Source organism: Arthrobacter sp. zg-Y1171 (assembly GCF_025244845.1).
In the GTDB taxonomy this organism is placed as follows: Bacteria; Actinomycetota; Actinomycetes; order Actinomycetales; family Micrococcaceae; genus Arthrobacter_B.
Window position 1 is genome coordinate 279,011 of record NZ_CP104264.1, and the last position, 23,878, is coordinate 302,888.

21 protein-coding genes are annotated in these 23,878 nt (G+C 66.1%); 11 read left to right on the plus strand and 10 right to left on the minus strand.

Going from position 1 to position 23,878, the window contains the following annotated elements; translation table 11 throughout:
- Window positions 1–71: 71 nt before the first annotated feature.
- The 4 genes from N2L00_RS01410 to N2L00_RS01425 all read right to left on the minus strand — a co-directional run bounded on the left by N2L00_RS01410 (window position 72) and on the right by N2L00_RS01425 (window position 3,236).
- Window positions 72–371, minus strand: a complete 300-nt coding sequence (locus N2L00_RS01410; protein ID WP_255863635.1) for a hypothetical protein — start codon at window positions 369–371, stop codon at window positions 72–74.
- A 10-nt stretch (window positions 372–381) separates the two neighbouring features.
- A complete protein-coding gene (locus N2L00_RS01415) occupies window positions 382–591 on the minus strand; it encodes a hypothetical protein (protein WP_255863637.1) in 210 nt (69 codons plus the stop codon).
- A gap of 362 nt (window positions 592–953) precedes the next feature.
- A complete protein-coding gene (locus tag N2L00_RS01420) occupies window positions 954–1,619 on the minus strand; it encodes an SDR family NAD(P)-dependent oxidoreductase (RefSeq protein WP_255863638.1) in 666 nt (221 codons plus the stop codon).
- 129 nt (window positions 1,620–1,748) lie between these two features.
- On the minus strand, window positions 1,749–3,236 hold the full coding sequence (locus N2L00_RS01425; RefSeq protein WP_255863639.1) for an MFS transporter: 1,488 nt from the start codon (window positions 3,234–3,236) through the stop codon (window positions 1,749–1,751).
- Between the two features lie 55 nt (window positions 3,237–3,291).
- Here N2L00_RS01425 and N2L00_RS01430 point away from each other — a divergent pair, with 55 nt between their 5' ends.
- Entirely contained in the window at window positions 3,292–3,882 is a 591-nt protein-coding gene (locus N2L00_RS01430) for a TetR/AcrR family transcriptional regulator (protein ID WP_255767352.1), read from the plus strand.
- On the opposite strand, the gene N2L00_RS01435 is transcribed toward N2L00_RS01430, so the two are convergent.
- The 3 genes from N2L00_RS01435 to N2L00_RS01445 are packed head-to-tail and all read right to left on the minus strand — an operon-like array spanning window position 3,879 to window position 7,644.
- Window positions 3,879–5,990: an NAD(P)/FAD-dependent oxidoreductase gene (locus N2L00_RS01435; RefSeq protein ID WP_255863640.1), complete on the minus strand. Its 2,112-nt coding sequence runs from the start codon at window positions 5,988–5,990 to the stop codon at window positions 3,879–3,881. The two genes, N2L00_RS01430 and N2L00_RS01435, sit on opposite strands and share 4 nt — an antisense overlap.
- 50 nt (window positions 5,991–6,040) lie before the next feature.
- A complete protein-coding gene (fmdA, locus tag N2L00_RS01440; protein ID WP_255863641.1) occupies window positions 6,041–7,297 on the minus strand; it encodes a formamidase in 1,257 nt (418 codons plus the stop codon).
- Between the two features lie 38 nt (window positions 7,298–7,335).
- Window positions 7,336–7,644 (minus strand): zinc ribbon domain-containing protein, encoded by a 309-nt coding sequence (locus tag N2L00_RS01445; RefSeq protein WP_255767355.1) that lies wholly within the window; start codon window positions 7,642–7,644, stop codon window positions 7,336–7,338.
- 399 nt (window positions 7,645–8,043) lie between these two features.
- Between N2L00_RS01445 and N2L00_RS01450 the strand changes: the two genes are divergently transcribed.
- A complete protein-coding gene (locus N2L00_RS01450) occupies window positions 8,044–9,978 on the plus strand; it encodes a BCCT family transporter (RefSeq protein WP_255863642.1) in 1,935 nt (644 codons plus the stop codon).
- 78 nt (window positions 9,979–10,056) lie between these two features.
- Here the strand turns inward: N2L00_RS01450 and N2L00_RS01455 are convergent, their stop codons facing one another.
- Entirely contained in the window at window positions 10,057–11,082 is a 1,026-nt protein-coding gene (locus N2L00_RS01455) for an isopenicillin N synthase family oxygenase (protein ID WP_255863643.1), read from the minus strand.
- A gap of 159 nt (window positions 11,083–11,241) precedes the next feature.
- On the opposite strand from N2L00_RS01455, the gene N2L00_RS01460 reads away from it, so the two are divergent.
- Window positions 11,242–11,754: a glutathione peroxidase gene (locus N2L00_RS01460; RefSeq protein WP_308219754.1), complete on the plus strand. Its 513-nt coding sequence runs from the start codon at window positions 11,242–11,244 to the stop codon at window positions 11,752–11,754.
- A 21-nt stretch (window positions 11,755–11,775) separates the two neighbouring features.
- Here the strand turns inward: N2L00_RS01460 and N2L00_RS01465 are convergent, their stop codons facing one another.
- Window positions 11,776–12,675 (minus strand): hypothetical protein, encoded by a 900-nt coding sequence (locus tag N2L00_RS01465; protein WP_255863644.1) that lies wholly within the window; start codon window positions 12,673–12,675, stop codon window positions 11,776–11,778.
- 139 nt (window positions 12,676–12,814) lie between these two features.
- Here N2L00_RS01465 and N2L00_RS01470 point away from each other — a divergent pair, with 139 nt between their 5' ends.
- The 3 genes from N2L00_RS01470 to N2L00_RS01480 are packed head-to-tail and all read left to right on the plus strand — an operon-like array spanning window position 12,815 to window position 14,533.
- Window positions 12,815–13,114, plus strand: coding sequence for a type II toxin-antitoxin system VapB family antitoxin (locus N2L00_RS01470; protein ID WP_227904874.1), 300 nt, complete (start codon window positions 12,815–12,817; stop codon window positions 13,112–13,114).
- The gene (locus tag N2L00_RS01475; RefSeq protein WP_255767359.1) at window positions 13,107–13,784 is read left to right on the plus strand and encodes a LytR C-terminal domain-containing protein; all 678 of its coding nucleotides are present in this window, start codon (window positions 13,107–13,109) and stop codon (window positions 13,782–13,784) included. The genes N2L00_RS01470 and N2L00_RS01475 overlap by 8 nt, the downstream gene beginning before the upstream one ends.
- A gap of 5 nt (window positions 13,785–13,789) precedes the next feature.
- Window positions 13,790–14,533 (plus strand): 4'-phosphopantetheinyl transferase superfamily protein, encoded by a 744-nt coding sequence (locus tag N2L00_RS01480; RefSeq protein ID WP_255863645.1) that lies wholly within the window; start codon window positions 13,790–13,792, stop codon window positions 14,531–14,533.
- Here the strand turns inward: N2L00_RS01480 and N2L00_RS01485 are convergent.
- Window positions 14,530–15,675: a heparan-alpha-glucosaminide N-acetyltransferase domain-containing protein gene (locus N2L00_RS01485; protein WP_255863646.1), complete on the minus strand. Its 1,146-nt coding sequence runs from the start codon at window positions 15,673–15,675 to the stop codon at window positions 14,530–14,532. The two genes, N2L00_RS01480 and N2L00_RS01485, sit on opposite strands and share 4 nt — an antisense overlap.
- Before the next feature lie 572 nt (window positions 15,676–16,247).
- Between N2L00_RS01485 and N2L00_RS01490 the strand changes: the two genes are divergently transcribed.
- From N2L00_RS01490 to N2L00_RS01510, 5 genes are read left to right on the plus strand one after another with little or no spacing between them, the layout of a single operon-like run.
- Window positions 16,248–20,156, plus strand: coding sequence for a Pls/PosA family non-ribosomal peptide synthetase (locus tag N2L00_RS01490; RefSeq protein ID WP_255863647.1), 3,909 nt, complete (start codon window positions 16,248–16,250; stop codon window positions 20,154–20,156).
- The gene (gene dapA / locus N2L00_RS01495; RefSeq protein WP_255767363.1) at window positions 20,153–21,121 is read left to right on the plus strand and encodes a 4-hydroxy-tetrahydrodipicolinate synthase; all 969 of its coding nucleotides are present in this window, start codon (window positions 20,153–20,155) and stop codon (window positions 21,119–21,121) included. The genes N2L00_RS01490 and dapA overlap by 4 nt, the downstream gene beginning before the upstream one ends.
- 14 nt (window positions 21,122–21,135) lie before the next feature.
- Window positions 21,136–22,500, plus strand: coding sequence for a heparan-alpha-glucosaminide N-acetyltransferase domain-containing protein (locus N2L00_RS01500; RefSeq protein ID WP_255863648.1), 1,365 nt, complete (start codon window positions 21,136–21,138; stop codon window positions 22,498–22,500).
- 5 nt (window positions 22,501–22,505) lie between these two features.
- Window positions 22,506–23,603 (plus strand): hypothetical protein, encoded by a 1,098-nt coding sequence (locus N2L00_RS01505; RefSeq protein WP_255863649.1) that lies wholly within the window; start codon window positions 22,506–22,508, stop codon window positions 23,601–23,603.
- A gap of 32 nt (window positions 23,604–23,635) precedes the next feature.
- Complete coding sequence (locus N2L00_RS01510) at window positions 23,636–23,827, plus strand: hypothetical protein (RefSeq protein WP_255767367.1); 192 nt, start codon at window positions 23,636–23,638, stop codon at window positions 23,825–23,827.
- Window positions 23,828–23,878: the final 51 nt, after the last annotated feature.

Below are 23,878 nucleotides of genomic sequence, written 5' to 3' on the forward strand. Positions count from 1 at the left end.
GACGGAGGGGACCGTGTCAATAGGAGTTGACGAATTGTCGAGATCTACGGCGGACCGGACTGCAGGGGCTGCTAAAGCTCCGTGCCCTGCATTGGCCCCGGTGGAACGGGTTCCGTCATGACGCTGCCGGACTCGTGCACCCACCTGCCGCGGCCGACTTCCGGGCAGGTGGCGCGCAGGTTCGTCTGTAGGGTCGAGGAGTCCGTGGTGTGCATGCCGCGGAGCAACTTGAACAGGTCTACACCGAACTCCAGGCGTCCGTCCCGCCAATAGGCGTCGTAGCGGATTGCGCGCACCGGCCGGTGCAGCCACTTGGACGGGCGGATGAATGCCGTCGCGCGCAAGGCAACTGGGCGCTCGAAGTTCTCCATAAAGGAATAATCACATATTCGCGATCGGGCGCAGTTCGACGGTTTCGCCGGGGGAGGCGAACCGGGCCAGAATCTCCTCCGCACGCTGCGGGGTGCCGGCCTGGATGAAGAACATCCCGGCGAGATGTTCCCCGGGTGCAGCATACGGTCCGCTGCTGATGACCGGCCCCTCTTCCCAGCGGACCAGTTGCGCGCCAGCCGGATCCCCCCAGCGCCTCACCGCCGAGAAGCTCGCCGGCCTCCTGCAGCTCGGTGAGGAACGAATCGAATTCGGTGTCCATCCGCTGCCGCTCGGACTTCGGTAAGGATTGGAACGCAGGCAAATAGTTCCCCGTTGGGTGGCCCCATGGCTGAGGGTTCGAATAAACGAGGATCGCGTATTTCATGGCAGCCGGTCCGTTCTGCGATGTGAGGGTTCGAGTTTCCGCGAGACTGTCGCACCTGCGCGGTACAGGCAACACTGAATACACCGAAAACGCTGCTCCGGACAGAGAAAGAGGCCCGGTTGCCCGGGCCTCTTTCTGAAGTGCCGTGATCAAGTTCGCCGGCGGGGCGGCTCACTCGATTGATCACTCACGCTGATCAGTCCGCGCTGATCTGGCGGCGGAAGGTGTCCCGACGGGTGTGGAGGTCCCAAAGGACACCGGCGAGAACGTCGGGATCCTTTTCCGGATCACCCTCGATGATGCGGCCGCCGATGATGAGCTGCGATACGTGGATGCCCTCCTCGCCGAGGACCTCGTTGAGGAGCTGCGCGTAAGCGGCCTGGCCGGCGAACGCCACCGAGGTTCCGGTGACACCGCGTCCGGGCTTCACTGCTGATCCGCCGTTGACGAAGAGGATGGTGCCTCGGTTTTCACCAAGGAACCGCATTCCGGGCAGCACCTGGTGGACTGCGGCCACCGGCCCGTAGATGGAGAACTCAACAGGACCCCGGAGGTCCGCTACGGTCGTCTCAAGGACGGGCCGCATGAAGTCTTTCTGCGGAAGGGGGCTGTACTGCAGCACCTCGACCGGGCCGAGGGTTTCGGCCGCAGCCTCGAGGGCAGCGGCGATCGATTCCGGATTGCGGACGTCGGCGGCGAAGCCCCGGGCCGGAATTCCGGCCTTGCCGAGGTCTTCGGCAAGGGCGTCCACCTTGGCCTGGCTTCGGGAGATCAGCGCAACGGAGAATCCCTCTGCGCCGAAACGTCGTGCCACGGCGGCACCCAGGCCGCGTCCTGCACCAATGATCGCGATAGTAGTCATGGGGAAGCTAACTGGGTGGGGTGCCGAATAATTCCGGAGGTTTCCTGCCCGGCACGTGCTCCGGGCGTATAAAAAAGAACCGGTCCCGCTTTCGCGGGACCGGTTCCGGTCATCAGAGGTGGGACCGCCTTAGCCGACGGGGGCTACCTCGGGAACCTTCAGCAGGTCCTCCTTGGACGGGCGGATCATGAAGTAGCCGATCGGGGCGGCAAGGAAGAGTGCGACGCCGGCCCAGACGAACGCGGTGGAGTAACCGTTCACCAGCGCTTCGAGTTCTGCGGCAGGCTGGCCGCCGTTGCTGCTCAGGTAGGAAGTGATGCCGGCCGTGTAGACGGCCGTGAACAGTGCGGTGCCGATGGACCCGCCGATCTGCTGGGTGGCCGATACAGCGGCGCTGGCCACGCCGGCGTCGTGCTCGTCAATGCCGGCCAGGGCCACGTTCTGCAGCGGCACGAAGATCATCGCGAGGCCGAAGCCCAGCAGCGCCAGTCCGGGGAGGACCTCCAGGGCGTAGTTCCCCTCGACCGTGATGAAGGAGAGCCAGATCAGGCCGGCAGCGCCGACGATCGGCCCCACGGTCATGGGCAGGCGGACGCCGGTGCGCGGCAGGAACTTGGACAGGACGCCGGCGCCGACGGTGATGGCGATGGTCATGGGCAGCGACGCAAGGCCGGACTTCAGCGGCGAGTAGCCCAGGACAATCTGGAAGTAGAAGATCAGGAACAGGATGCCGCCCAGCAGGGCAGCGCCGGTCAGCGTGGAGGTCAGGAACGCGCCGCCGCGGACCTTGTTGGTCAGCACGCGCAGGGGCAGCAGCGGGTTGGAAACGCGGCTTTCCACGAACACGAACAGCGCCAGGATCAGCACGCCGGCGGCAAGGAAGGCAATGGTTTCAACACGTGCCCAGCCGTTTTCGGCCTGGGAGAATCCGTACACGAGCGAAGCCAGTCCGGCCACCACGAGAACGGCGCCCGGCAGGTCGTAGCGGGTGTTGCCGTGGGCCTTGCTCTCCCGGATCAGCGGCAGGGCGGCGGCCATGGCGACAATCGCAATCGGCACGTTGACCAGCAGGCACCAGTTCCAGCTGGCGTACTGCGTCAGGACGCCGCCAAGCAGCAGGCCGATGGCCGCGCCGCCGCCGCCGATGGCACCGTACACGGCGAAGGCCTTGATGCGGTCCTTGCCCGAGGGGAAGGTGATGGTCAGGATGGCGAGCGACGCCGGTGCCAGCAGTGCGGCGAAGGCGCCCTGCAGGCCGCGGGCAGCCAGGAGCATTTCGGTGCTTTCCGCAAAACCGCCGATGGCGGAGGCCACGGCAAAGCCGGCCATTCCCACCATGAACGTGCGCTTGCGGCCCCAGTAATCGGCGATGCGTCCGCCGAGCAGCAGCAGCGAGCCGAAGGCCAGTGCGTAGATCGTGACCACCCAGGTGCGGTCGCCGTCGGACATGCCCAGTTCGCGCTGCGCGTCCGGCAGTGCGATGTTCACGATGGTGCCGTCCAGGACCACCATCAGCTGGGCCAGCGCCAGGACGGCCAGCAGCAGCCAGCGGTGCGGATGTGCCGAGTGGTCGACGGCGGCGGCCCGGGGCAGGCCGGAAGGGGTGGTGCGGTCCATGAAGGGGAAATCCTAATCAAACGAACTGGTTGGTTGGCTTAGCTAGACTACAGGTATGAGAACCGACGGCGAAGCCACGCGGGCCAGGATCCTGGCTGCAGCACGAAAAGAGTTTGCACAGTATGGGCTGGCCGGTGCCCGTGTTGACCGTATTGCGGAAGAGGCACGCGCCAGCAAGGAACGCCTTTATGCGTATTTCGGCGGGAAGAATGCGTTGTTCGCCGCAGTGCTGGCGACGAACCTGCAGGAGACCACGGACCAGGTTCCGCGGGATGCGCTGGATCTTCCCGGGTTCGTCGGCGCCCTTTACGACCACTCGGTGGAGCACCCCGAGCATCTGCGCATGCTGGACTGGGCCCGGCTCGAGGGGGCGCCGGAAGTGCTGGCCCCCAGCAGCCGCCCGGGGCCGACATCCGCCGATATTTCCGCCGCCCAGGCGCAGGGGATCATAGATCCTGCCTGGAATCCGGATGACCTGATGACCCTGCTTTTTTCGCTGGCCACCGCATGGGCGCAGTCCCCGGAACTGCTCTACACCGGCAGGGCCGAGGATTCCGACGCCGCCCGCGAACGACGCCGGCAGGCCGCCATCACAGCGGCCTGCCGGCTTCTCGCGCCTCCGAAGGAGAAGGCAATGCCGGCCTAGAGTTCGGTGCTCACCTTCCAGGATGAGTGGATGGCGCCGTGGATGTAGTTGACCTCCCCGGCGTCGCCGACGACGTCGCAGCTGATGTCCGCGGCCCGCAGCTCATCCGCCAGCGGTGAGGCCGACGTCGTGCCGTCCGCGTAGACCACCATGTCCGCAGGGGCGGAGAAGCTTTCCCCGCCCACGGTCCACTCGACACTCTTCTCGGTGATGCGGGTGATCGAGGCGTTGCGGTGGATCTTCACGCCGTGCTTTTCGGATTCCTTCACGGCGGTCCAGCGGCGCGGCATGGCCAGCGGCAGGCCGAGCTGCTGCTTTTCATGCAGCAGCGTGACGCGGCGGCCGCGCTCGGCAAGGAACTCGGACAGCTCCAGGCCCACGAGGGAACCGCCGATCACCACGACGTCCTTGCCCATCGGCAGCCAGACCTTGGTGAACTGGCGGACAAACTCCGGGCTCTTGGTCACACCGGAGAGGCGGCCGAGCTTGCCCAGGGTGCTCAACACGGCGCCGGCTTCCTCAGCGGTGGCGGTGCCGAGCATCATGGCCCGCAGCGTGTCGCCGGTCTGCACGATCGGCAGGTCGCCGCCGGGGAAGTCCGGCTTGGGCCGGACGGCGCCGGTGGCCACGATCACGTGGTCGGGGTGCAGGGCCCGGATGGATTCCACCGTGGCCTTGGTGTTCAGCTTCACCGCAATGTTCAGGCGCCGAATCTCGGACTTGAACCACTTCAGCAGCCGTTCGTTGTCCGGGGTGGTCATGGTGGAGAACCACATGGTCCCGCCGAGGCGGTCCGACTTGTCCACCACGGTGACCCGGTGGCCGCGCTCGGTCAGGACGCGGGCGCTTTCCAGGCCCGCGGGGCCGGCGCCGACAACCACTACGTGCTTGGTCGCGGACGCAGGCTTCAGCGGCAGCAGCGCCTCGTTGCCCAGTGCGGGGTTGACCGCGCAGAACGGGGTGTCGTCGAAGAAGTTCTCCGCGACGCAGAGGTAGCAGTTGATGCAGGGGCGGACCTGGTCGAACTTGCCGTCGCGCAGCTTGTTCGGCAGTTCCGGGTCGGCCAGCAGCTGGCGTCCCATGGCGGCGAAGTCGATCTGTCCGGCGGCCAGCGCCTTCTCGGACACCTCCGGCAGCATCCGGCCGACGGCGATCACCGGAACACTGACGTGGTTCTTGATCTCCGCGGCGTTCTTCAGGTAGGCACCCACCTTGTTGGGCAGCGGGCCGTCGGTGAAGTTGTCGAACGGGTTACGCCCCCAGCCGGTGACGTGGATGGCGTCAGCGCCGGCCTTTTCGAACAGCTTGGAGGCCTCGATCGCCTCGTCGAGGGTCAGGCCACCCTCCTGCCCGTATTCTTCACCGGCCACACGGACCAGGACGGCCAGGCGATCGCCCACCCGTTCCTTGACCGCACCGATGACCTCGCAGGCCAGCCGGGCCCGGTTTTCCAGGGAGCCGGCGTATTCATCCGTGCGCAGGTTGTCCCGCTGGTTAAGGAAGACGCCGAGGATGTAGCCGTGCGCCACGTGGATCTCGATGGCGTCGGCGTCGGCTTTGGCGACGCGTTCGGCGGCGTCGGCCCAGGTGGAGACCAGCCAGGAAATGTCTTCGGCGGTCATCTCGCGGTAGGCGGTCTTCTTGCCGGCGGTGGCGGCGCCCATCTTGCCGAGCTCTTCGCGGGTGCTGTCCGCCAGGGCGGACATGTCATAGGAGTAGTCCGGTTGGTTGGGTGCGAGCACCGGACGGTCATTGGCGACGTCCACGCGGGCAACCTTGCCGTGGTGCGTGGACTGGATGCAGAGCTTGCTGCCGGCGGCGTGGACGGCATCGGCCAGCGCCTTGAGACCGGGAATGTACTTGTCATCCGACAGTCCCGGCTCCTTCATGGACGCCGCGCCGTGCGGGAACGCGATGGCGCAGGCACCGGTGATGATCAGTCCGGCGCCTCCCGCGGCACGGGCCACGTAGTGGTCGATTTCAGGCTGTTCAATCTCGCCGTGCTCGGAGACGTTCATGTCCATCGCCGGCAGGACGATGCGGTTGTGCGTTTCCATGGGGCCCATGCGCCCCGGGGCCATGAGGTGCGGGAAGTTTTTGGTATTCACAGGGGTATTTTAGCCCGGTTGTGTACACCGTAAACGCACGGCCCCGCGGCTCAAGTGCGGCTTGCCCGCGGCGCTCCGATCCCCGGATCAATCCGGAACGGTCCGGCCGCCGACGGGCGGACATCGAAGTCGAAAATGGACGTCGGAATGTACACGGTGGAACACGAATTGGGGATGTCCACCACTCCGGACAGCCGGCCCTCGATCGGTGCGGCGCCCAGCAGCAGGTAGGCCTGTTCCGGGCTGTAACCGAACTTCGTCAGGTAGTCGATCGCGTGCAGGCAGGCCCGCTGGTAGGACAGGTGCGAGTCGAGGTAGCGCTGCTCGCCGTCGAGCGTCACCGAGGTGCCCGAGAACGCGATCCACTCGCTGAACTGAGGATCCACGTTGCCCGGCATAAAGACCGCGTTTTCGGAGACGCCGTAGGTCTCCATGCCGCCCTTGATAAGGTCCACCTTCAGATCGATGAACCCGCCCATTTCAATCGCGCCGCAGAAGGTGATTTCGCCGTCGCCCTGGGAGAAGTGAAGGTCACCCACCGAGAGGTTCGCGCCGTCCACAAACACGGGATAGAAAATCCGGCTCCCCTTGGACAGGTTCTTGATGTCCTGGTTTCCACCGTTCTCCCGCGGCGGCGCCGTGCGGGCAGCTTCCGCGCCCACCCGCTCCCACTGGTCCCGGGGCAGGCCCCCGAGAACGGCGTGTTCGGCCTCCGGCGGCAGCGCGAGCGGCGGCACCCGGTGCGGGTCGGTGGCAATCAGGTCGCCTTCCCGCCGGTTCCACGTGGCGAGCAGGTCCGACGACGGCGCGGTCCCCATCAGTCCGGGATGGATCAGGCCGGTAAAGGAGACGCCGGGAACGTGCCGCGAGGTGGCGGTCTGGCCCGTGAAATCCCAGACGGCCTTGTAGGCGTCGGGGAACTGCTCGGTGAGGAACCCGCCGCCGTTCTCGCGGGCGAAAATCCCGGTGTAACCCCAGCCCTGTCCCGCCAGCGGGCCGGTATCTTCCTGCGGAATGGGGCCGACGTCGAGGATGTCCACCACGAGCAGGTCGCCGGGACGGGCGCCTTCCACCGCGAACGGGCCGCTGAGTTTATGCACGGTCAGCAGCGGGGCGTTGAGGATGTCCTCGGCGGAATCGTCATTGACGATGGCGCCGTCGAACCACTCGCGGCAGTCCACCCGGAAGGCCTCACCTGGCTTGAGTACCGCGACGGGCGGTATTTCGGGATGCCACCGGTTGTGCCCCAGCTTTTCCTGGTCCTCGAACTTCCGGGACGAATCAAGGGGAAAGACGGTCTTGGGCATGGCTTCTCCTTCAACGGGGCGGTCTCTTGCGCGGAGTTTTAGTCGGGGCGGGGCAGCTTTCGGTGGAGCGGATTGGTGGTGATATTGCCGGCCGGGCGGGTGCCGGGGCCGGGGGAGCGGACGACGGCGGGCTCCGACGCCGAGCGCTGCGTGGACTCGATCAGGCGGTACGCGGTGGAGGAAGCGCGAGAGAGGTTGGGCACAGTAAAGCGACGCCGGGCGGGAGCCCCGCAGGCGGGGCAGGGGAGGGAAGCAGGGGCGGAGCCCATGGCGAGCTGGACCTCGAAATCGGCGCAGATTAACCCGGCTGAACCGCCGGCAACGCAGCGATAGGCGTAGAGCGGCATGTCGAAAGCCTTTCGATCACCGAGGGAGCGTCCTGGAATGGAAATGGCGGTGCCGCTCCGGCTTGCCCGACAGCCTAGGGACGGGGCGGGAGCGAGTCAACGGTAGGTGAGTGATGGCGATATTCGGCCGGTTGGAATTGTTTTCCGCGAATTATCGGAAGAAACTATAAAGAGATATAATTATCGGGACTTTTGCTATTTCTATCGATTGCATCGGTGAGTAAAATGCAATACTTCCGGGGCGCAGGGCTCTCCGTGGAGCATGGATCGAGCGCTTTCGCTCGATTGGTCCTACCGCGGTATTAGTGCTATGCGGGCGGTTCTGCGACCGATCGGGAGGGCGCTGGTGGGATCCAAGATTTACTGTAATTGGCGTTTTATACCCTAAAGTTTAGCGTTATGAATTCCGAATCTTCACCCCCAGCGCCCGTCGCAGGCACCACCGACGGTTCAAACGTGACCGGGTCGCCGATGCGCAAACCCGCCGGCCGCCCAGTTGAACGTGTGAAAAAAGCGCTGCGTACTGCTGCTTCCGCCCCGGCGCTTAGCCTCCATCCCGGGCTGGTTCCGGGCATCAGCGTTGAGGACACCGGGGTCAGCTATCCGACCCGGCGCAGCGTGTTCATCCTTGCCATGGCCATCTCTCTCGCCGTTCTGGCGTGGGCGATTTTTGCGCCCAGCAACCTCAGTTCCGTGGGCACCGGCATACAGGGCTGGGTGGTTGTGCATTTCGGCTGGCTGTTTAACGCCACCATGGTTGCCGCCGCGATCTTCATGCTGGTGGTCGGCTTCGGGCCGACCGGCAAGATCCGGCTGGGGGCCGACGACAGCACGCCGGAGTACTCCACGACGTCCTGGATCTCCATGCTGTTCGCCGCTGGTCTGGGCATCGCGCTGATCTTCTACGGGCCGATGGAACCGCTCAGCCATTTCCTCTCCCCACCGCCCTCGACTGATGCCGAGGCCGGCACCTCCGCCGCCATCCTGCCGGCCATGTCGACCACCTTCCTGCACCAGGCCAGTCTCGCCTGGGTCATCTACGCCCTGGTGGGCGGCGCCCTGGCCTACGCCTCGTTCCGGCGCGGCCGGCTGCCGCTGATTTCGTCGCTGTTCGAACCGGTCTTCCCCGACGGCAACAACCGGGTGCTGGGAAAGATCATCGACGTTTCCGCCGTGCTGGTGACACTGTTCGGCACCGCGACCTCGCTGGGCATCGGCGCGCTCCAGATCCGCACCGGAGTCTCGATCATCACGGGCCAGGAGCTGGGCAACGGCTTCGTCGTCGTCGCCATCAGCCTGCTGACGGTTGTCTTCACCATCTCCGCGGTCGCCGGCATCAAGAAGGGCATCCGGCTGCTCTCCAACCTCAACATGACCCTGGTCATTCTGTTGACGCTCTTTGTCCTGCTGGCCGGGCCGACGTTCTTCCTGCTCGATCTGCTGCCGGCCTCGCTCATCGCGTTTGTCGGCAACATGCCGGACATGCTGACCGTCTTCGCCGGCCAGGGCGCCGAGCAGGAGGCCTTCCTGACCGGCTGGACCACCCTGTACTGGGCCTGGTGGATCTCCTGGTCGCCGTTCGTGGGAATGTTCATCGCCAAGATCTCCAAGGGCCGCACCCTGCGCCAGTTCGTCACCGTCGTCGTTTTCGTTCCCATGACCATCTCCGTCTGCTGGTACACGGTCTTCGGCGGCACCGCCATCTGGATGAACCAGAACGGGCTTGAGCTGACCATGAAGGGCTCCGGAGAGAACGTTATGTTCGATCTGCTGGCCAACCTGCCGTTCAGTTCCGTGACGGCCATCGTGTGCATGCTCGCGATTGTGGTCTTCTTCGTCACCGCCGCGGACTCGGCCGCCAACGTCATGGGCTCGATGTCCCAGTCGGGCCGGCCCGTGCCCTCGAAATCGGTGACCATCATCTGGTCGGCGGCACTCGGGCTGATCGCCCTGTTCCTGCTGCTGGCCGGAGGCCAGAACGCCCTTTCGGGACTCCAGGCCATCATGGTGACCTGCGCCCTGCCGTTCACCGTCATCCTCGTCGGCGTGATGGTCTCGTGGGCCAAGGACCTGCGCAATGACCCGCTGATGATCCGGCGCCGGTATGCGCTGGAGGCCATCAGCGGCGGCGTGCGCCGCGGCATCGACGAGCACGGAGACGACTTCGTCTTCGGCACCGCGCACGTGCCGGAAGCCGAAGGCGCCGGCGCCGACTTCGAGAGCGACGACCCCGCCCTCACCGAGTGGTACACGGACAACGTGCAGGACCCGGACGTCGTGGAGGGCCCGGAGGAGGAGCCTTCGGGCAAGGTGAAGGCCGGCGCCGTCGACTAGCGCGCCTGCCGAACTGAAAGCGGACGCGGGAACCACATGGTTCCCGCGTCCGCTGCCGTCGGGCTTAGCCGCCCTTTACTACCCCGCAAGCTCCGGATGGTGCAGCTTGGCCACCTGCGGGTGCGCCCGCAGCCAGCCCTTCAGGACGTTCGCGCCGTAGGAAGCCAGCATGGGGTTGTCCGGATCATCGGAAATGCCGCGGGACTGCGCGGCCAGCTCGGCGGGAAGCTGCACCGGGTTGATCACCGTGTCCAGCCGCGGCGACCAGAAGAACGGGATGGCGTACCGGTCCACGCCGGGAGCGGGCGCCAGGACACGGTGGATGGTGGCGGAGAGGTAGCCCTGGGTGGCCACCTCGAGCATTTCGCCCAGGTTCACCACCAGCGCGCCGGGGATGGGCTCCACCGGAAGCCAGGTGTCGGACTCGTGCGGCTTTACTTCCAGGCCGCCCACCGAATCCTGCAGCAGCAGCGTGATGAAGCCGTAGTCGGCATGCGCGCCGACGCCCTGGGTGCCGGCTTCCTTCACGACGCCGCCCACGTAGTGGATGAGCTTGGCCATCCAGGCGGGAGTGTCCTCGAAGGGTTCGGTGAAGTGGTCCTCGGGTAGTTCCAGGGACACCGCGATGGCGCTGAGCAGCTCCGCACCCACCCAGCTCATCGCCGCGGCCCAGTCCATGGCGGTGGAGCGCAGTTCGGGCAGCACCTCGTCCGGGAACTGGTTGGGGCCCTGGACCAGCCAGTACGGCTGGTCCGCAGGATAGTCCGTCACGGGTGCGCGTTCCGGGCCGAAGTCCACCTGCTCGCGGGCGTCGGGGCGGCCCTTGGTGATTTCGGTGCCGAGCCGGGTGTAGCCGCGGAAGTGCGGGGAATTACGGTTGTCCAGGGCCAACCGGTCCTCAAGCGGCAGGTTGAAGAACCGCTTCGTGACATCGAACAGTTCCTCGACCCGGGCCTGGGCGGCACCGTAGCCGACCAGCTGGAAGAACCCGATCCGGTGCGTGGCATCGCGCAGCTGATCGATGAAGCCGGGATTGAAGGAGCCGTCGGCATTGCGTGCCGTGCTCAGGTCCAGGACGGGAATTGACTCGGGAATCACACTCATAGCGGCAAGCTATCACCGGGTATGTCAAGTTCGAACCGCATATTACGAAGTGCTATGAATCACGTCCCGGTGTTTCGTTCGGCAGGCCCCGGAGGCGGGAATTCGGTATTGCGGCGGGAATGGGATGCAATGGAAGCAGGCCAATCGAAAGGGAGCTCCGTGGAGACCAACGCCGTGAACGACAACTTGTACGACATTCCCCTCACCATGCTGGACGGCACCGAAACCACCTTCGGAGAACTGTTCCGCGGTAAGGCCGTGCTGGTGGTGAACGTTGCCTCGCGCTGCGGGTTCACCGCCCAGTACGAGGGACTGCAGGCCCTCTACGAAACGTATGAGCACCGGAACTTCAGCATCCTCGGCGTGCCCAGCAACTCCTTCGCCGGGCAGGAACCGGGCACCAACGAAGAAATCGCCGAGTTCTGCTCGCGGAACTTCGGCGTCACCTTCCCGCTGACCGCCAAGGCCGATGTCAACGGACCGAACCGGCACCCGCTCTACGCAGCCCTGACCCGGTTCCATGACGGCGAGCTGGGCGACGACATCGGCTGGAACTTCGAGAAGTTCCTCATCACCGACAGCGGCGAGATTGTGGGCCGCTTCGCGTCCGCCGTCGCCCCCGGGGCACCGGAAATCCAGCAATCCGTGGAAGCGGTACTGCGCCTGGAGTAGGGCTTCGGCGCCGGGGGAGTGCTAGGCGACGACGGTGTCGTCCTCCGCTTCCCCGGCGGCCATTGCCACCCAGCGTTCAAAGTAGGCCGCGCCGGCGTCGTCGTGAATCAGGGACCCGGCCGTCAGCACCGGATAGGGCGTGGACGGGACACCGTCCGCCGGCCGCACGTCCACGTGCGCGACGTCGTACCCCAGCGCGTGCAGTTCGTCAGCCATGGCGTAATCGGTGCGGGAATCCCCGACTGTCCGCCAGGCGTGCGGAACCGGCGTGCCGTCCGCTTCGAGCAGGGACAGCGCGCGCCGTGCACCCAGGTCCTTGCCCACCCCCATGGCTTCAATGTCGGTGGAGATGATGGTGGGATCAATCCGGAAAGCGACGGCTCCGCGGGCGTCCGGAATGGCATGTTCCAATCGTCGGCCGCCCAGTCCGGCCAGGGACATCTGTTCCAGGGCGTCGGCGTCGAAGCGGCGCTGGTCCGTGAGGTAATCCGAGTTGTCCACCTGTACGTGCTGCTCCACGGAGACCATGGCCAGCTTGGTTTCGTCGAAGAACATGGTCTCGGAGTACTTGGCGGCCACCAGGTCGCGGATGGCCTCGGCGTAGTCGCCGGGGACCTTCAATTCCGGGTCCACCTGGGGCTGGTCTGATCCGGTCCCGTCGAAGGAGAACCAGACGGCGCCCTTTTCACACACGGCGTGCAGCCGCACCCCTTCCGGCAGCCCCGCGGCCATCATCGGCTGCATGACCTGCTCGCGGATGAAGGCGTCGGACCGGCCCGTATTGAAGATGACCGGCCAGCCTGCGGATGCCAGGGTAACCAGGTCCCGGATGATGGCGGGACGGACGCTCCGGGAGACAGGGCTGGCCACGGGGCCGTCGACGTCGAGCAGGAGACCGATTCGGGGAGCAGAGGTGTTCACCTTCCCAGTATCCCGTGTCTACTGTCCGGACCGCATTTTCGTGTCTGGGGGGTAAACAGCGGCCTAATCGGGGCTTTTGGGGACGGCGCGCCCGAGCACCGCTGTTTCTTTGGGTGCGGATGTTATCTACTCTGTACTAGTGATCTTCAAAGCTGTTGGCGACGTACGCCCCTACCCTGACCATGGATACGTAACACCGAAGGACTGGGCAGCGGTACCTCCCCGGCAGGTTCGCCTGGATGAACTGGTGACCACGAAGGCCACACTGGACCTTGGCGCGCTGCTGGCCGAGGATTCCACCTTTTTCGGAGACCTGTTCCCGCACGTCGTCCAATGGAAGGGCACCATGTACCTTGAAGACGGATTGCACCGGGCCGTAAGGACGGCATTGCACCAGCGGACCATACTGCACGCACGCGTGCTGGTCCTCGATGACTAAGGAGCCCCTTGAGGGGCGGCACCGCGGCAACCCGGCGAGGAACGATCCAAGGGAATGGCACGGGCACCGGATCATCACCGGCGGCGACCTCGGTGCGGTATTTGCACCGACCGACGAACCGGAGCTGGTCCGGCGCGCGAGACGGCGCCGCCGGCTGCATAATTCAGTGGTCGGGATCCTGGCGTTGTTCCTGGTGGCCGCGGTGATCCTGGCGCAGGGATTGATTTCGGGGTGGGTACGGCTGCCCGTGGCAGCACCCAGTACCTCTGCGGGTCCGGTGGACGAATGTCCGGCCGGGCCTTTTCCGTATCTGGACCCCGCCACCGTGACGGTCAATGTCTACAACGCGACGGCGTCGCCGGGCCTGGGCGGAACCGTCGGAGACGCCCTGAATGAGCGCGGCTTCCGGGTGGACCGGGTAGGCAACAGCAGCGTGAACCGTTCCGGCATGACCGCGCTGGTGCTTTCCGGACCCTCCGGGGCCGCCGCTGCCTACACGCTGCAGCAGCACATTCCCGGCACGGACTACGTTATGGACGAGCGGACGGACGCATCGGTGGACGTGGTGATCGGCTCCGGATTCCAGGAACTTCTCCCGGCGGAACAGGCCGTGGCAGCGGGCCCGGGTGCCCTGAGCTGTCCAGGCACTTCGACGCCGGACGGACAGTAACCGCGGTGGGCCTGCCGCACAGTGAAACACACACGTTTCCACCCCGGCAGGAACCGGGACTGCTGCGGCTGGCCGTATGGCCGCTGGACACGGTGGACCTTCGGGCAGCGGACAGCTTGGGCGCCGCCGTGCGCGCACGGGCGGAGGGGTTCCATCACGAGGAGGACCGCCGTCGTTTCCTGGCCGGACGGCTGGCCGCGCGGTCCTTCGTGGCAGCGTACCTGCACGCACCCGAGGATGCGGTGAGCGCAGCGGCGCACTGTCCCGACTGCCTGCACGGCAATGACGGAAGCCACGGGGAGCCGCGCTATTTCATTGCGGGCGAGCCAATCCCGTTCAAGGTCAGTTTCAGCCGTTCCGGGAACTGGCTCGCGGCGGCGCTCGCCGAGACGCGTGTGGGAGTGGATTTGGAAGACGCAGCCGCACGGGCTTTCGCGGATACGGCGGTCGAGGACGTCATGGCCACCGATACGGAAAAGGCGGCCATCGCCGCCGTCCCGGTTCCGAACCGCCCCCGCCTGCGGGCGCAGATCTGGGTACGCAAGGAAGCCCTGCTGAAGGCGTCCGGGCAGGGGCTGCGGGTTGATCCCCGCAGTGTGGAAACGGATTTCGGCGAACGGGGGCGCGGAAACGGCGTCGGGTTCACCGGGCTGCGCGCGTACGACGTCGAGCCGGAGGAGTTGGGGCTGCCCGCCTCCTTTGCGCTGTCCTACGCCGTGGACGCGGGTAAGGCGGACGGGTTGGCTTAGCGGCCCCGCTTGGCGGAACGGGTGTCCGGGTGCCGCCGAAGGACGGAGTCCCGCGCGGAAGCGGCGCCACGGGAGACGAGTTTCTCCAACGGCCCCTGTTTCCCCGCCCGCTGCCAGATCACCGCGAAGATTACGAATGCAATGATCTGAAGCCAGAGGGAGAATTCCGGGAGGTCGGCCAGTGCCCCGGTGCCGAGGAAAAGCAGATGGGTGCAGTACAGGGTAAGCGTCATCCGGCCGGGCGCGGACAGGAGAAGCAACGCCTTGCCCGCAAAGCGTGCGACCAGCAGCATGGCGCCGAGCACGCCCGTGGCAACTCCCATGGTGTGCAGCAGGTCGAATGGTGTGGTGCTGTGCGGTGCGGCGATGGACAGCCACCACCAGGAGCTGGTGGGAAGGTACCCGTCGGTGCCCCACACCAGGATGCCCTGGAGATCGTCGGAACCTAGATACGGTTCCGATGCCAGCAACCGGTCAAACCCGGGACCGGCGAGCAAGAGCCGGGAGCCGAACCAGGCAGCCGCGGCAAGTGCCGCGCCTGACCCCAGCAGCACCAGCTGCACTCTGGTCCGGTCCAGGCTCATCCTGCCGATAGCGAGCCCGGCGGCAATGTAGGCCAGCCATGGAATGGCAGGGTAGGTTCCTGTCAGCAAAAGCTGGCTCGCCAAGACGCCGGGTTCGGTGACCACAGTGGAGAACGTGGGGTCGTACCCGGGCGCAGGGAGGTAATCCCGCAGGCCCTGCATCAGGGCCGGCCCCAGCAGCGCGAACCCCGCCGCGGCGATGAGCAGCGTCCGGGTGGATACCCCCAGCAGCGGAACTGCCAGCAGGAACATGGCGCCGTAGTACGCCAGGATGATGAAGGCGTCCATGTCCACATAGGCGATGGCCAGGCCAAGGGCGGTGACCAGTCCCGCCCTTGCCGCCAGGCTCCACCGGGCCGCAGCCAGGAAGTGTCCCCCTTCCGTCCGGGCTTTTCGGGTGGTGAAGGCCAAGGTCACCCCGGCCAGAAGGGCAAAGAGCGCGGCCGCCTTGCCGGCGAACAGCAGCCACGTCAGCGTCGGCTCGACGTCTTCGTCCGCGGCAGGCAGGACATGGATCGCCATCATCCCGAAAAGCGCCAGCCCGCGCGCAGCGTCCACTCCTGACAGCCTGGGCCTCGATGTAGCTACGGAAGACATGCTTTGGATCCCATCGGCAGGTGTTGTCCAGCGCCCCTGTCGAGTGCCGGGGTGGACCACACAACCAACGGCATCTGTCCGTAACCTATCGGAAACCTAAGCGCAGGCTGTGAAGCACCGGAAGCGGTTTTTACCTGTGCCCTGGTTGCCCGTCCTGACGCGGGACGCCCATGGAACGAAATTCAGTTCGGGTAGTGGTCCGAGTAGCCGCGGAGGTGGGGAAGTAATTAACCCCGTACCGAATGGACTCCTGCGTGCCCGCGGTACTCATGTGAACCCGCCGTCATTTTCCTAGTCTTCCCTGCATCGCCCCGGCCGTCGCCGGGCTCAGGTTGTGGTCCCTCGACCACGGATATGAGATGTACCAGCAGGGAGAACTGCTTTCTATGAACACGCCCGAAAACCCGCAAGCCGTGGCGACAGGACCATTAGCCATCCGGCACCCGGCCGCCTCCGGCAGCAAGACCGCACCACTCCTTCCGCAAAGGGAACCATCAGTAGCAAGCCCCGGTCACGTTCCCGCAGGATTGGCGGTGCTTCACGGGGGCCGCACACCGGAGCAGCGGACACTGGTCGATATCATCACCGAAACGGTCTCCGCCTATCCGGGCGCACCCGCCATCGATGACGGAACCGTCTCCTTGACCTACGCCGAACTTGAGCTCCGTGTGCAGGACCTCGCGAAACGGCTGTGGGCCGGCGGCATCGGTGCAGGAGACCGGGTGGGAATCTATGTCCCCTCCGGTTCCGTGGACCTGTACATAGCTATTCTCGGGGTGCTGTACTCCGGGGCCGCCTACGTCCCGGTGGATACGGACGAACCGGCCGGCCGTGCCGAAACGGTGTGGGCCGAAGGCGGAGTCTGCGCGGTAATTGAAGCAGGGTTGGAGCTGAACCTTCTCCAGGGCGTCCCCAGCGGCGGACACAGCCCCCAACCGCACCCCGAAGACGATGCGTGGATCATCTTCACTTCCGGTTCCACGGGTAAGCCCAAGGGCGTGGCCGTCACCCACCGCTCCGCGGCTGCCCTGGTGGATGCCGAATCTTCGCTCTACTGCGCCGGTGCGCCGCTTTCCCCAGGGGACCGGGTCCTGGCCGGGCTGTCCGTCAGCTTTGACGCCTCATGCGAGGAGATGTGGCTGGCGTGGGCCCACGGTGCGTGCCTGGTTCCGGCGCCTCGATCCGTGGTGCGGTCCGGAGCCGACCTCGGCCCCTGGCTCGTTGAACGGAGGATCACTGCCGTTTCAACAGTGCCCACCCTTGCCGCGCACTGGTCCACCGAGACCCTTGACCGCGTGCGGCTGCTGATTTTCGGCGGAGAAGCCTGCCCGGAGGACCTGGTCCGGCGTCTGGCAGCCCCCGGGCGGGAGGTCTGGAACACCTACGGCCCCACTGAAACCACGGTGATAGCCTGCGGCGCGCTTTTAGATGGACAGTCCACCGTCCGGATTGGCCTGCCGCTGAACGGCTGGAGCCTCGCCGTCATCGGCGAAGACGGGAACCCCGTGCGCTGGGGGGAAGTGGGCGAACTGGTCATCGGCGGTGTAGGGGTTTCGCGGTACCTCGATCCGAAAAAGGACGCCGAGAAATTCACCCCGCTTCCCGCCCTCGGATGGGAGCGGGCCTACTACAGCGGAGACCATGTCCGTGCAGACCAAGAGGGCCTCGTCTTCGTGGGGCGAGTGGATGAGCAGATCAAACTGGGCGGCCGGCGGGTTGAACTCGGCGAGATTGACGATGCCCTAAGCCGGCTGCCGGGCGTGGCCGCGGCTTCAGCCGCCGTCCATTCCACCCAGTCCGGAAACCAGGTGCTGGCTGGATACCTGGTCCCGGCGGCCGGCGCCACCCTGGACCTTGGCGCCGCGCGGGCCCAACTGGCACAGAACCTGCCGGCATCCATCGTCCCGTCGCTGGGGATCGTCGATGAGCTGCCGATGAAGGCCTCGGGGAAAGTCGACCGCAAGGCCCTGCCCTGGCCCCTGCCTGTGATGGAAACCCCCACCGACGTCCGGGTGGAGCTCAACGCCGATCTGCGTTGGCTGGGCCAGCGGTGGACCGATCTGCTGGGCCCGCTGCCGCTGACCGAGGAAAGCGATTTCTTTGCCCTGGGCGGAGCCAGCCTGGCCGCCGCCCAATTGGTCTCTGCACTGCGGGAACGTTACCCGAAGGTCTCGGTCGCCGATATCTACGAGCACCCGACGCTGATCACGATGTCCGAGCACTTGGCGTCGCTGCGCGATTCAACCCTGGACGTCCGCGAAACCCCCGAATCGCCCTGGTGGCTGGGGCTGGTCCAGGCGCCGCTGATCGTGGCGCTCTACGGGATTACGGGCCTGCGGTACGTCACCGGCATCGCCGTCGTATGCATGGTGATGTTCCATGTCGTGGGCAGCCCCTGGACCCCGGATCCACCCGTGGTTCCCACCCTTGCGGCCTGGCTGGCCTTGTACAGCCTGCCGGCACGGATGATCGCCGCGGTGGTGTCCTCCAGGTTGCTGCTCCTGGGGATCGGCCCCGGCATTTATCGGCGCGGCGGCAGCACCCACCTGAGGCTGTGGGCAGCGGAGCGGATAGTGACGTACTGCAAGCTCGAACCCATCATGGGATCCCCGCTCGGCACATGGTATGCCCGCCAGCTGGGCTGCAACATCGGCGAAGGCGTGCACCTTGACGCCATGCCGCCCGTTACCGGTTTTGCGTCGATCGGCGACCGGTCTTCCATCGAATACGAAGTAGACCTGGCGGGCCACTGGATCGAAGGCGGGCAGCTCCACATCGGCAGGATCCAGATCGGTGAAGACGTACGGATCGGTGCACGGTCCACGCTGATGGGCGGGGCGAAAGTGGGCCGCGGAGCCGAAACGGAACCGGGCACCCTGGTCTCCGGCGAAATCCCCGCCTATGAGCTCTGGGCAGGATCCCAGATGCGGAAGACCGGCAGCGCCGGGGCGGGATGGCCCGAGGAAGCAGCGCCTGCCGCTGAATCCCGAAGCGTGCGGCTGCTCTACCCGGCGTCCCTGGCCGGCATCGCGTTGTTGAATCTCCTTTCCATAGCACCCGGGTCCGCCCTGATGCTGTGGTTGCTGAACGGTGTTTCCTCTTTCACCGATGCGTTGTGGATCCTGGCCGTCTGGGCACCGGTCTTCGTGGTGATTTCCATGCTGATGTTCCTCGCGCTCACCGCCGCCGTGGTCCGCGGTACCGCCCACCTGATGCCGCCGGGCATGCACCCGGCGGACGGCATGACAGGCTGGGCGTCCTGGTTGAGCAACCTGATGCTTAGCCGGTCGCTGATTACGATGTATCCGATCTATGCCAGCGTGCTCACGCCGGTGTGGATGCGGCTCCTGGGCGCGAAGGTCGGCCGGCACGTGGAAATCTCCACTATGGAAACCGTGCCGCACCTGACGCGGCTGGAGGACCGGACCTTCCTGGCGGACCATTCCATGATGTCGGCGCGGCGGGTGCGGCAGGGATGGCTGCACCTCGGTCCCGCGAGTGTCGCGGAACAATCCTTCGTCGGGAACTCGGCGATCGTGGGGCCGGACACACATGTGCCGGGGAACTCCCTGATCGCGGTACTTTCTTCGGCTCCCGGGAATATGCCGGCGGGTACGTCCTGGTTCGGGCGTCCGGCGGTTGAGCTTCCGCGGCCGGTGCAGGTGGGGGACACCGCACGGACCTACGATCCTCCCCGACGCCTGCTGGTTGCCCGAAGCGCAGTTGAAGCCTGCAGGATCCTGCCGGCGGTGATCACGGCCTGGCTGGCCCTGCTGACCGTGTGGGCTTTGGCCGGACTGTATGACACCTTCGGGTTCCTCACGGCCGTCCTGTGGTCCGGTCCGGTCCTCCTGCTGAGCGGGATCGCCGCAGCGCTCATCGCCGTCATGGCGAAGTGGCTGCTGGTGGGCCGTTTCGAAACTTCGGAGTACCCGCTGTGGAGTTCCTTTGTCTGGCGGAACGAGCTGGCGGACGTGTTTTCGGAATCCCTCGCCGTTCCCGGATTGGTGCGGATGAGTCTGGGCACCCCGATGCTCAACGCCTGGCTGCGCTGGATGGGGGCGCGGATCGGCCGCAGCGTTTGGTGCGAAACCTGGTGGCTGCCGGAATTCGACCTGATACAGGTGGGCGACGGAGCGAGCATCAACCGCGGCACGGTACTGCAGACCCATCTTTTCCATGACCGGATCATGCGCCTGGACGAAGTAACGCTGGGCGACGGTTCCACGCTGGGACCCAACAGCATCGTGCTGCCGGGCAGCGCCATCGAAGTGGGCGGCACCGTTGGTGGCTGCTCGTTGGTGATGCGCGGGGAAAGCGTCCCAACGAACAGCGCCTGGTGCGGGAACCCGTTGGCACATTGGGGCCAGAGCCGCCCCACGGAACGCCGTGCCCGCCACCGTAAATCGATCGAGTACAAAACTGTAGGAGCAGGATTATGAGTACATCTACGGACAACGCAGGGACAACGGTCTCCCGGCGGTTCGGCACCGTGCTGACCGCAATGGTCACGCCCATGGACGAACGCGGCCAACTGGACCAGACCGGCGCCGAGGAGCTGGCCCGATGGCTGCTGCGGACCGGCTGGAATGACGGCGTGGTGGTCAACGGCACCACCGGGGAGTCCTTCGCAACCTCGGACTGGGAAAAAGCGTCGATGATCCATTCCGCCAAGCGGGTCACCGCGGGCACCGAGCGGCGGGTTATCGCCGGAGTGGGCTCCACCGACACACGGCACAGCATCGAGCTGGCTCGGGCCGCGGCCGAACAGAAGGCAGACGGGCTGCTGGTGGTTGCCCCGTACTATTCACGCCCCACGCAAAAAGGCCTGCTGCGCCACTTCGAAGCCATTGCCGACAGCACCGACCTGCCGGTGATGCTCTACGACATCCCTGCCCGCACCGGCGTCGCAATCGCCCCCGAAACCTTGGTGGCGGCCGGCCGCCATCCGAACATCGTTGCGGTGAAGGACGCCAAGGGGGATCTCGTATCCTCCTCCTGGGTCATGAAGCACAGCGAGCTGGTCTATTACTCGGGTGATGACGCATTGAATCTGCCCCTGATGTCCGTTGGTGCCGTCGGCGTCGTTTCGGTGGTCGGACACGTCGCCGCTGACCGGCTGCGTGCCCTGACAGTCGCGTACCGGCAGGGCCGGGTGGATGACGCGCTGCGGATTCACCGTGACCTGCTGCCGATCTACACCGGTATGTTCCGGTGCCCCGGCGCGGCATCGGCCAAGGCGGCGCTTCGGAAACTGGGGCTGCCCGCCGGCCCCGTCAGGGGGCCGCTGACGGACCTGAGCGAAGAGGAGACCGAACTGCTTGTGGCGGACCTCGCCGCCGCGGGATTGCCGACTACGCTTGCGCCCGCCCCCGCACTCCCCGAAACTCTGGCACGGGCGCATTGAGCAAAGGGGGAAGCATGAGCGGGTCGGCTCTGGCAGGGGTGGGCAAACGGCGGGTCACCGGTGTCGATGCTGCCCGGGGAGCGGCGCTGATTGCCATGATGGCAATCCACATCCTGCCCGCCTGGAACGAGGAGTTCGCACCCACGCTCACCTGGCTCCTGTTCGCCGGCCGAGGAGCCGCACTTTTTGCCCTGCTTGCCGGGATATCGCTGGCCTTTATGTCAGGCGGCAAGCACCCGCCGCGGGGACGGGAGATGGCTGCCGTCCGATACGGACTTGCGGTGCGCGCTGCCCTCATCACCGTCATCGGGCTGTTTCTCGGCTACCTCGCCATCAACGCCCAGGTGATCCTCGTCTATTACGGAGTGATGTTCCTGCTCGCCCTTCCACTGCTCGGGCTGCGCGTGCGGACCCTGCTGGTTCTTGCTGCAGGTATCGCTGCCGCCGGCCCCATCCTGATGCACGCCACCAGGGATGTGCTGCCGGACATGCTTGGAGTGGAACCCACCTTCACCACGCTCGTCGAAGCCCCCGGCGGTGTCCTTGGCCAGGTCCTTCTCTCGGGCACGTATCCCGCACTGCCTTGGATGGCGTACGTCTGCGTCGGATTGGCCATCGGTCGGCTGGACCTGGCCGAACGGGTGGTGCAGATTCGGCTGCTGGCGGCCGGCATCAGCCTTGCCCTTGCAACAGCAGTCCTTTCCGCCCTCATCCTCGGCCCCTTCGGCGGACGGCAACAACTGGTGGACACGACGTCGGTATGGTCCTCGGCCCCCGAGGACACCGTTGAAGAGATACTGATCTGGGGGCCGGACCCGGTGATGCCGACAGATTCGTGGTGGTGGCTCGCCTCCTTGGCCCCCTATTCCAGTACGCCGTTGGTGCTGGCCAACACCATCGGCACCTCGGCGGCGTTCCTGGCGGTCCTGCTGCTGCTGGGGCGGGCAAGCGGGCGGCTCCTGCAGCCCTTGGCCCTGTTGGGAAAGATGACCCTGACCCTGTACTCCCTGCACCTGATACTCCTGGCCACCGGGCTGCTGGCGGACCAGCCAGTGCCGGCAATGATTCTCCAGCTGGCCATCCTTTCGGCTTTCGCCGCCATCTGGCTGCGGTACGCCGCCCAGGGGCCGCTGGAGAAAGGAGTTGCCGAAGCCTCGAAGTGGGCGCGGAACAGATACCTGGAGCGCGCCGGAGGCCAGCGGAAGAGCCGGACGTCGCCGACAACGGCTGCCCCAGCGGCTGCGGGAACGCCGGCTGAGCCGGCTGCCCCGTCCCCGTCGGCACCGCGCGAGGTGGCGTACCCACCCGCCCCGCCCTATCCGCCGGCGCCGCCGGAGCCGGAAGGCCGGGCCCGTCACCGGTCCCGTCAGCGCAGTTGATGCTGTTGAGTCGTGCACGCCGCTTCGGGCTTGCGGCAGCTTCGGTGCTGCTTGCCGCCCTTTTGCTGCCTCCGCTGCCGGCCGCCGGCGCGGAGCAGGAGCACGACCCCTGTGCGAGGCTCAACGCGGGGGAGGTCCGCTACTCCGTCCAGAAAGCCAAGCGCGTCACTTTCGCGACGGCTGAAAAGTACGGAGCTGCGGAAACCCGCCTCACCGGCTGCGTCTTCGAGGACGGGGGCTATGTGCAGGAATGGCAGTCCTGGGGCTTCAGCGGCCGCAACGGCTTTGCACCCCCGGGCAGCATGTGGGAGAACACCTTGTATTCACCGACCGGGTCCTTCAGCTTCACCGAGGCGCTCGGCCGCAGCAACCCGGGCACTGAACTGGAATATCACGAGCTGAAACCATCCTCCCGGTGGGGCGGACAGCACGGAGAGACCTATAACCAGTACTTCGAAGGGGAAGGCGGAGGAGCAGACGAAAACCTTTGGCGGTACATGGAGCAGGGCCTCTATGAACAGGCAGCCGTGATCAATTGGAACCGCCCGCCGGATATGCCGACCCGGCAGGGTGCCTCCTTCGCGATCTTCTTCCATGCCGGGTACGCACCAACGTGGGGATGCATTTCCACGGACCTGGCTACGGTCACACGGTTGCTGCGCAGGGCCGTCCCGGGTGACCGCATCGTTATGGGGACCGTGGAAGACGTTTTCACGGCGTCCAGTGCCGCCTCCGAAGCTGCCGCCGCTGCCGCACGGGCCGAAGAGAAGGCAGCGGCAGTCGAGCACAGGCTGGAGACACTGACCGGCACGCTGACGACCCTCGGCGTACTGGCGGCGCTGGGGCTGCTGATCCGGCTGGCGCTCAAAAGGGCCGGGCGTCGGCGGACGCCGCGGGGCTCGCCGCCCGGCGCCGGCACACTCGCCAAGCCGGCGGCGTCGGACCGCCAGACTGCGGCAAGACCACGGACCCATACGGGGTGGTCTCCACCGGCGGAAAACCCCCCGCTGCTGGACCGAACACTGGACCGAACACGGGACCGGCCGCTGGAGAGCGGGCGCGAAGGGAAACCGCGGGAGGATGTTTCTTCACATAATCCCTGATGCGTTTTTGCGGTGTCGCTTAGAGTTTAAGCGTGAGCGAAACACCTGCCGGCGACGGGACGGCCTGGACGGACCCCGACGCAGCCGACGAGGGCAGGTTGCTGTACGAGGAACGGGCGGCGCTGCTCCCCGGGTTGTGGATGCCCCCGGCACCCGATTGGGAGGACCTGCCCGAAGCGGACCGGCAGCGCTGGCGCCAATACGCCCGGGACGCTGAAAACTAAGGCCGGTTCCCGGAGCTACCCGTGGCGAAAACGCTGCGCCGTGTCAGGATG

Bases quoted from the DNA above. Each gene is read 5' to 3' on its own strand.
- N2L00_RS01430 (WP_255767352.1), top strand. From the start codon at position 3,292: ATGAGAACCGACGGCGAAGCCACGCGGGCCAGGATCCTGGCTGCAGCA.
- N2L00_RS01450 (WP_255863642.1), top strand. From the start codon at position 8,044: ATGAATTCCGAATCTTCACCCCCAGCGCCCGTCGCAGGCACCACCGAC.
- N2L00_RS01445 (WP_255767355.1), bottom strand. From the start codon at position 7,644: ATGCCGCTCTACGCCTATCGCTGCGTTGCCGGCGGTTCAGCCGGGTTA.
- N2L00_RS01455 (WP_255863643.1), bottom strand. From the start codon at position 11,082: ATGAGTGTGATTCCCGAGTCAATTCCCGTCCTGGACCTGAGCACGGCA.
- N2L00_RS01475 (WP_255767359.1), top strand. From the start codon at position 13,107: ATGACTAAGGAGCCCCTTGAGGGGCGGCACCGCGGCAACCCGGCGAGG.
- N2L00_RS01425 (WP_255863639.1), bottom strand. From the start codon at position 3,236: ATGGACCGCACCACCCCTTCCGGCCTGCCCCGGGCCGCCGCCGTCGAC.
- dapA (WP_255767363.1), top strand. From the start codon at position 20,153: ATGAGTACATCTACGGACAACGCAGGGACAACGGTCTCCCGGCGGTTC.
- N2L00_RS01420 (WP_255863638.1), bottom strand. From the start codon at position 1,619: ATGACTACTATCGCGATCATTGGTGCAGGACGCGGCCTGGGTGCCGCC.
- fmdA (WP_255863641.1), bottom strand. From the start codon at position 7,297: ATGCCCAAGACCGTCTTTCCCCTTGATTCGTCCCGGAAGTTCGAGGAC.
- N2L00_RS01500 (WP_255863648.1), top strand. From the start codon at position 21,136: ATGAGCGGGTCGGCTCTGGCAGGGGTGGGCAAACGGCGGGTCACCGGT.
- N2L00_RS01410 (WP_255863635.1), bottom strand. From the start codon at position 371: ATGGAGAACTTCGAGCGCCCAGTTGCCTTGCGCGCGACGGCATTCATC.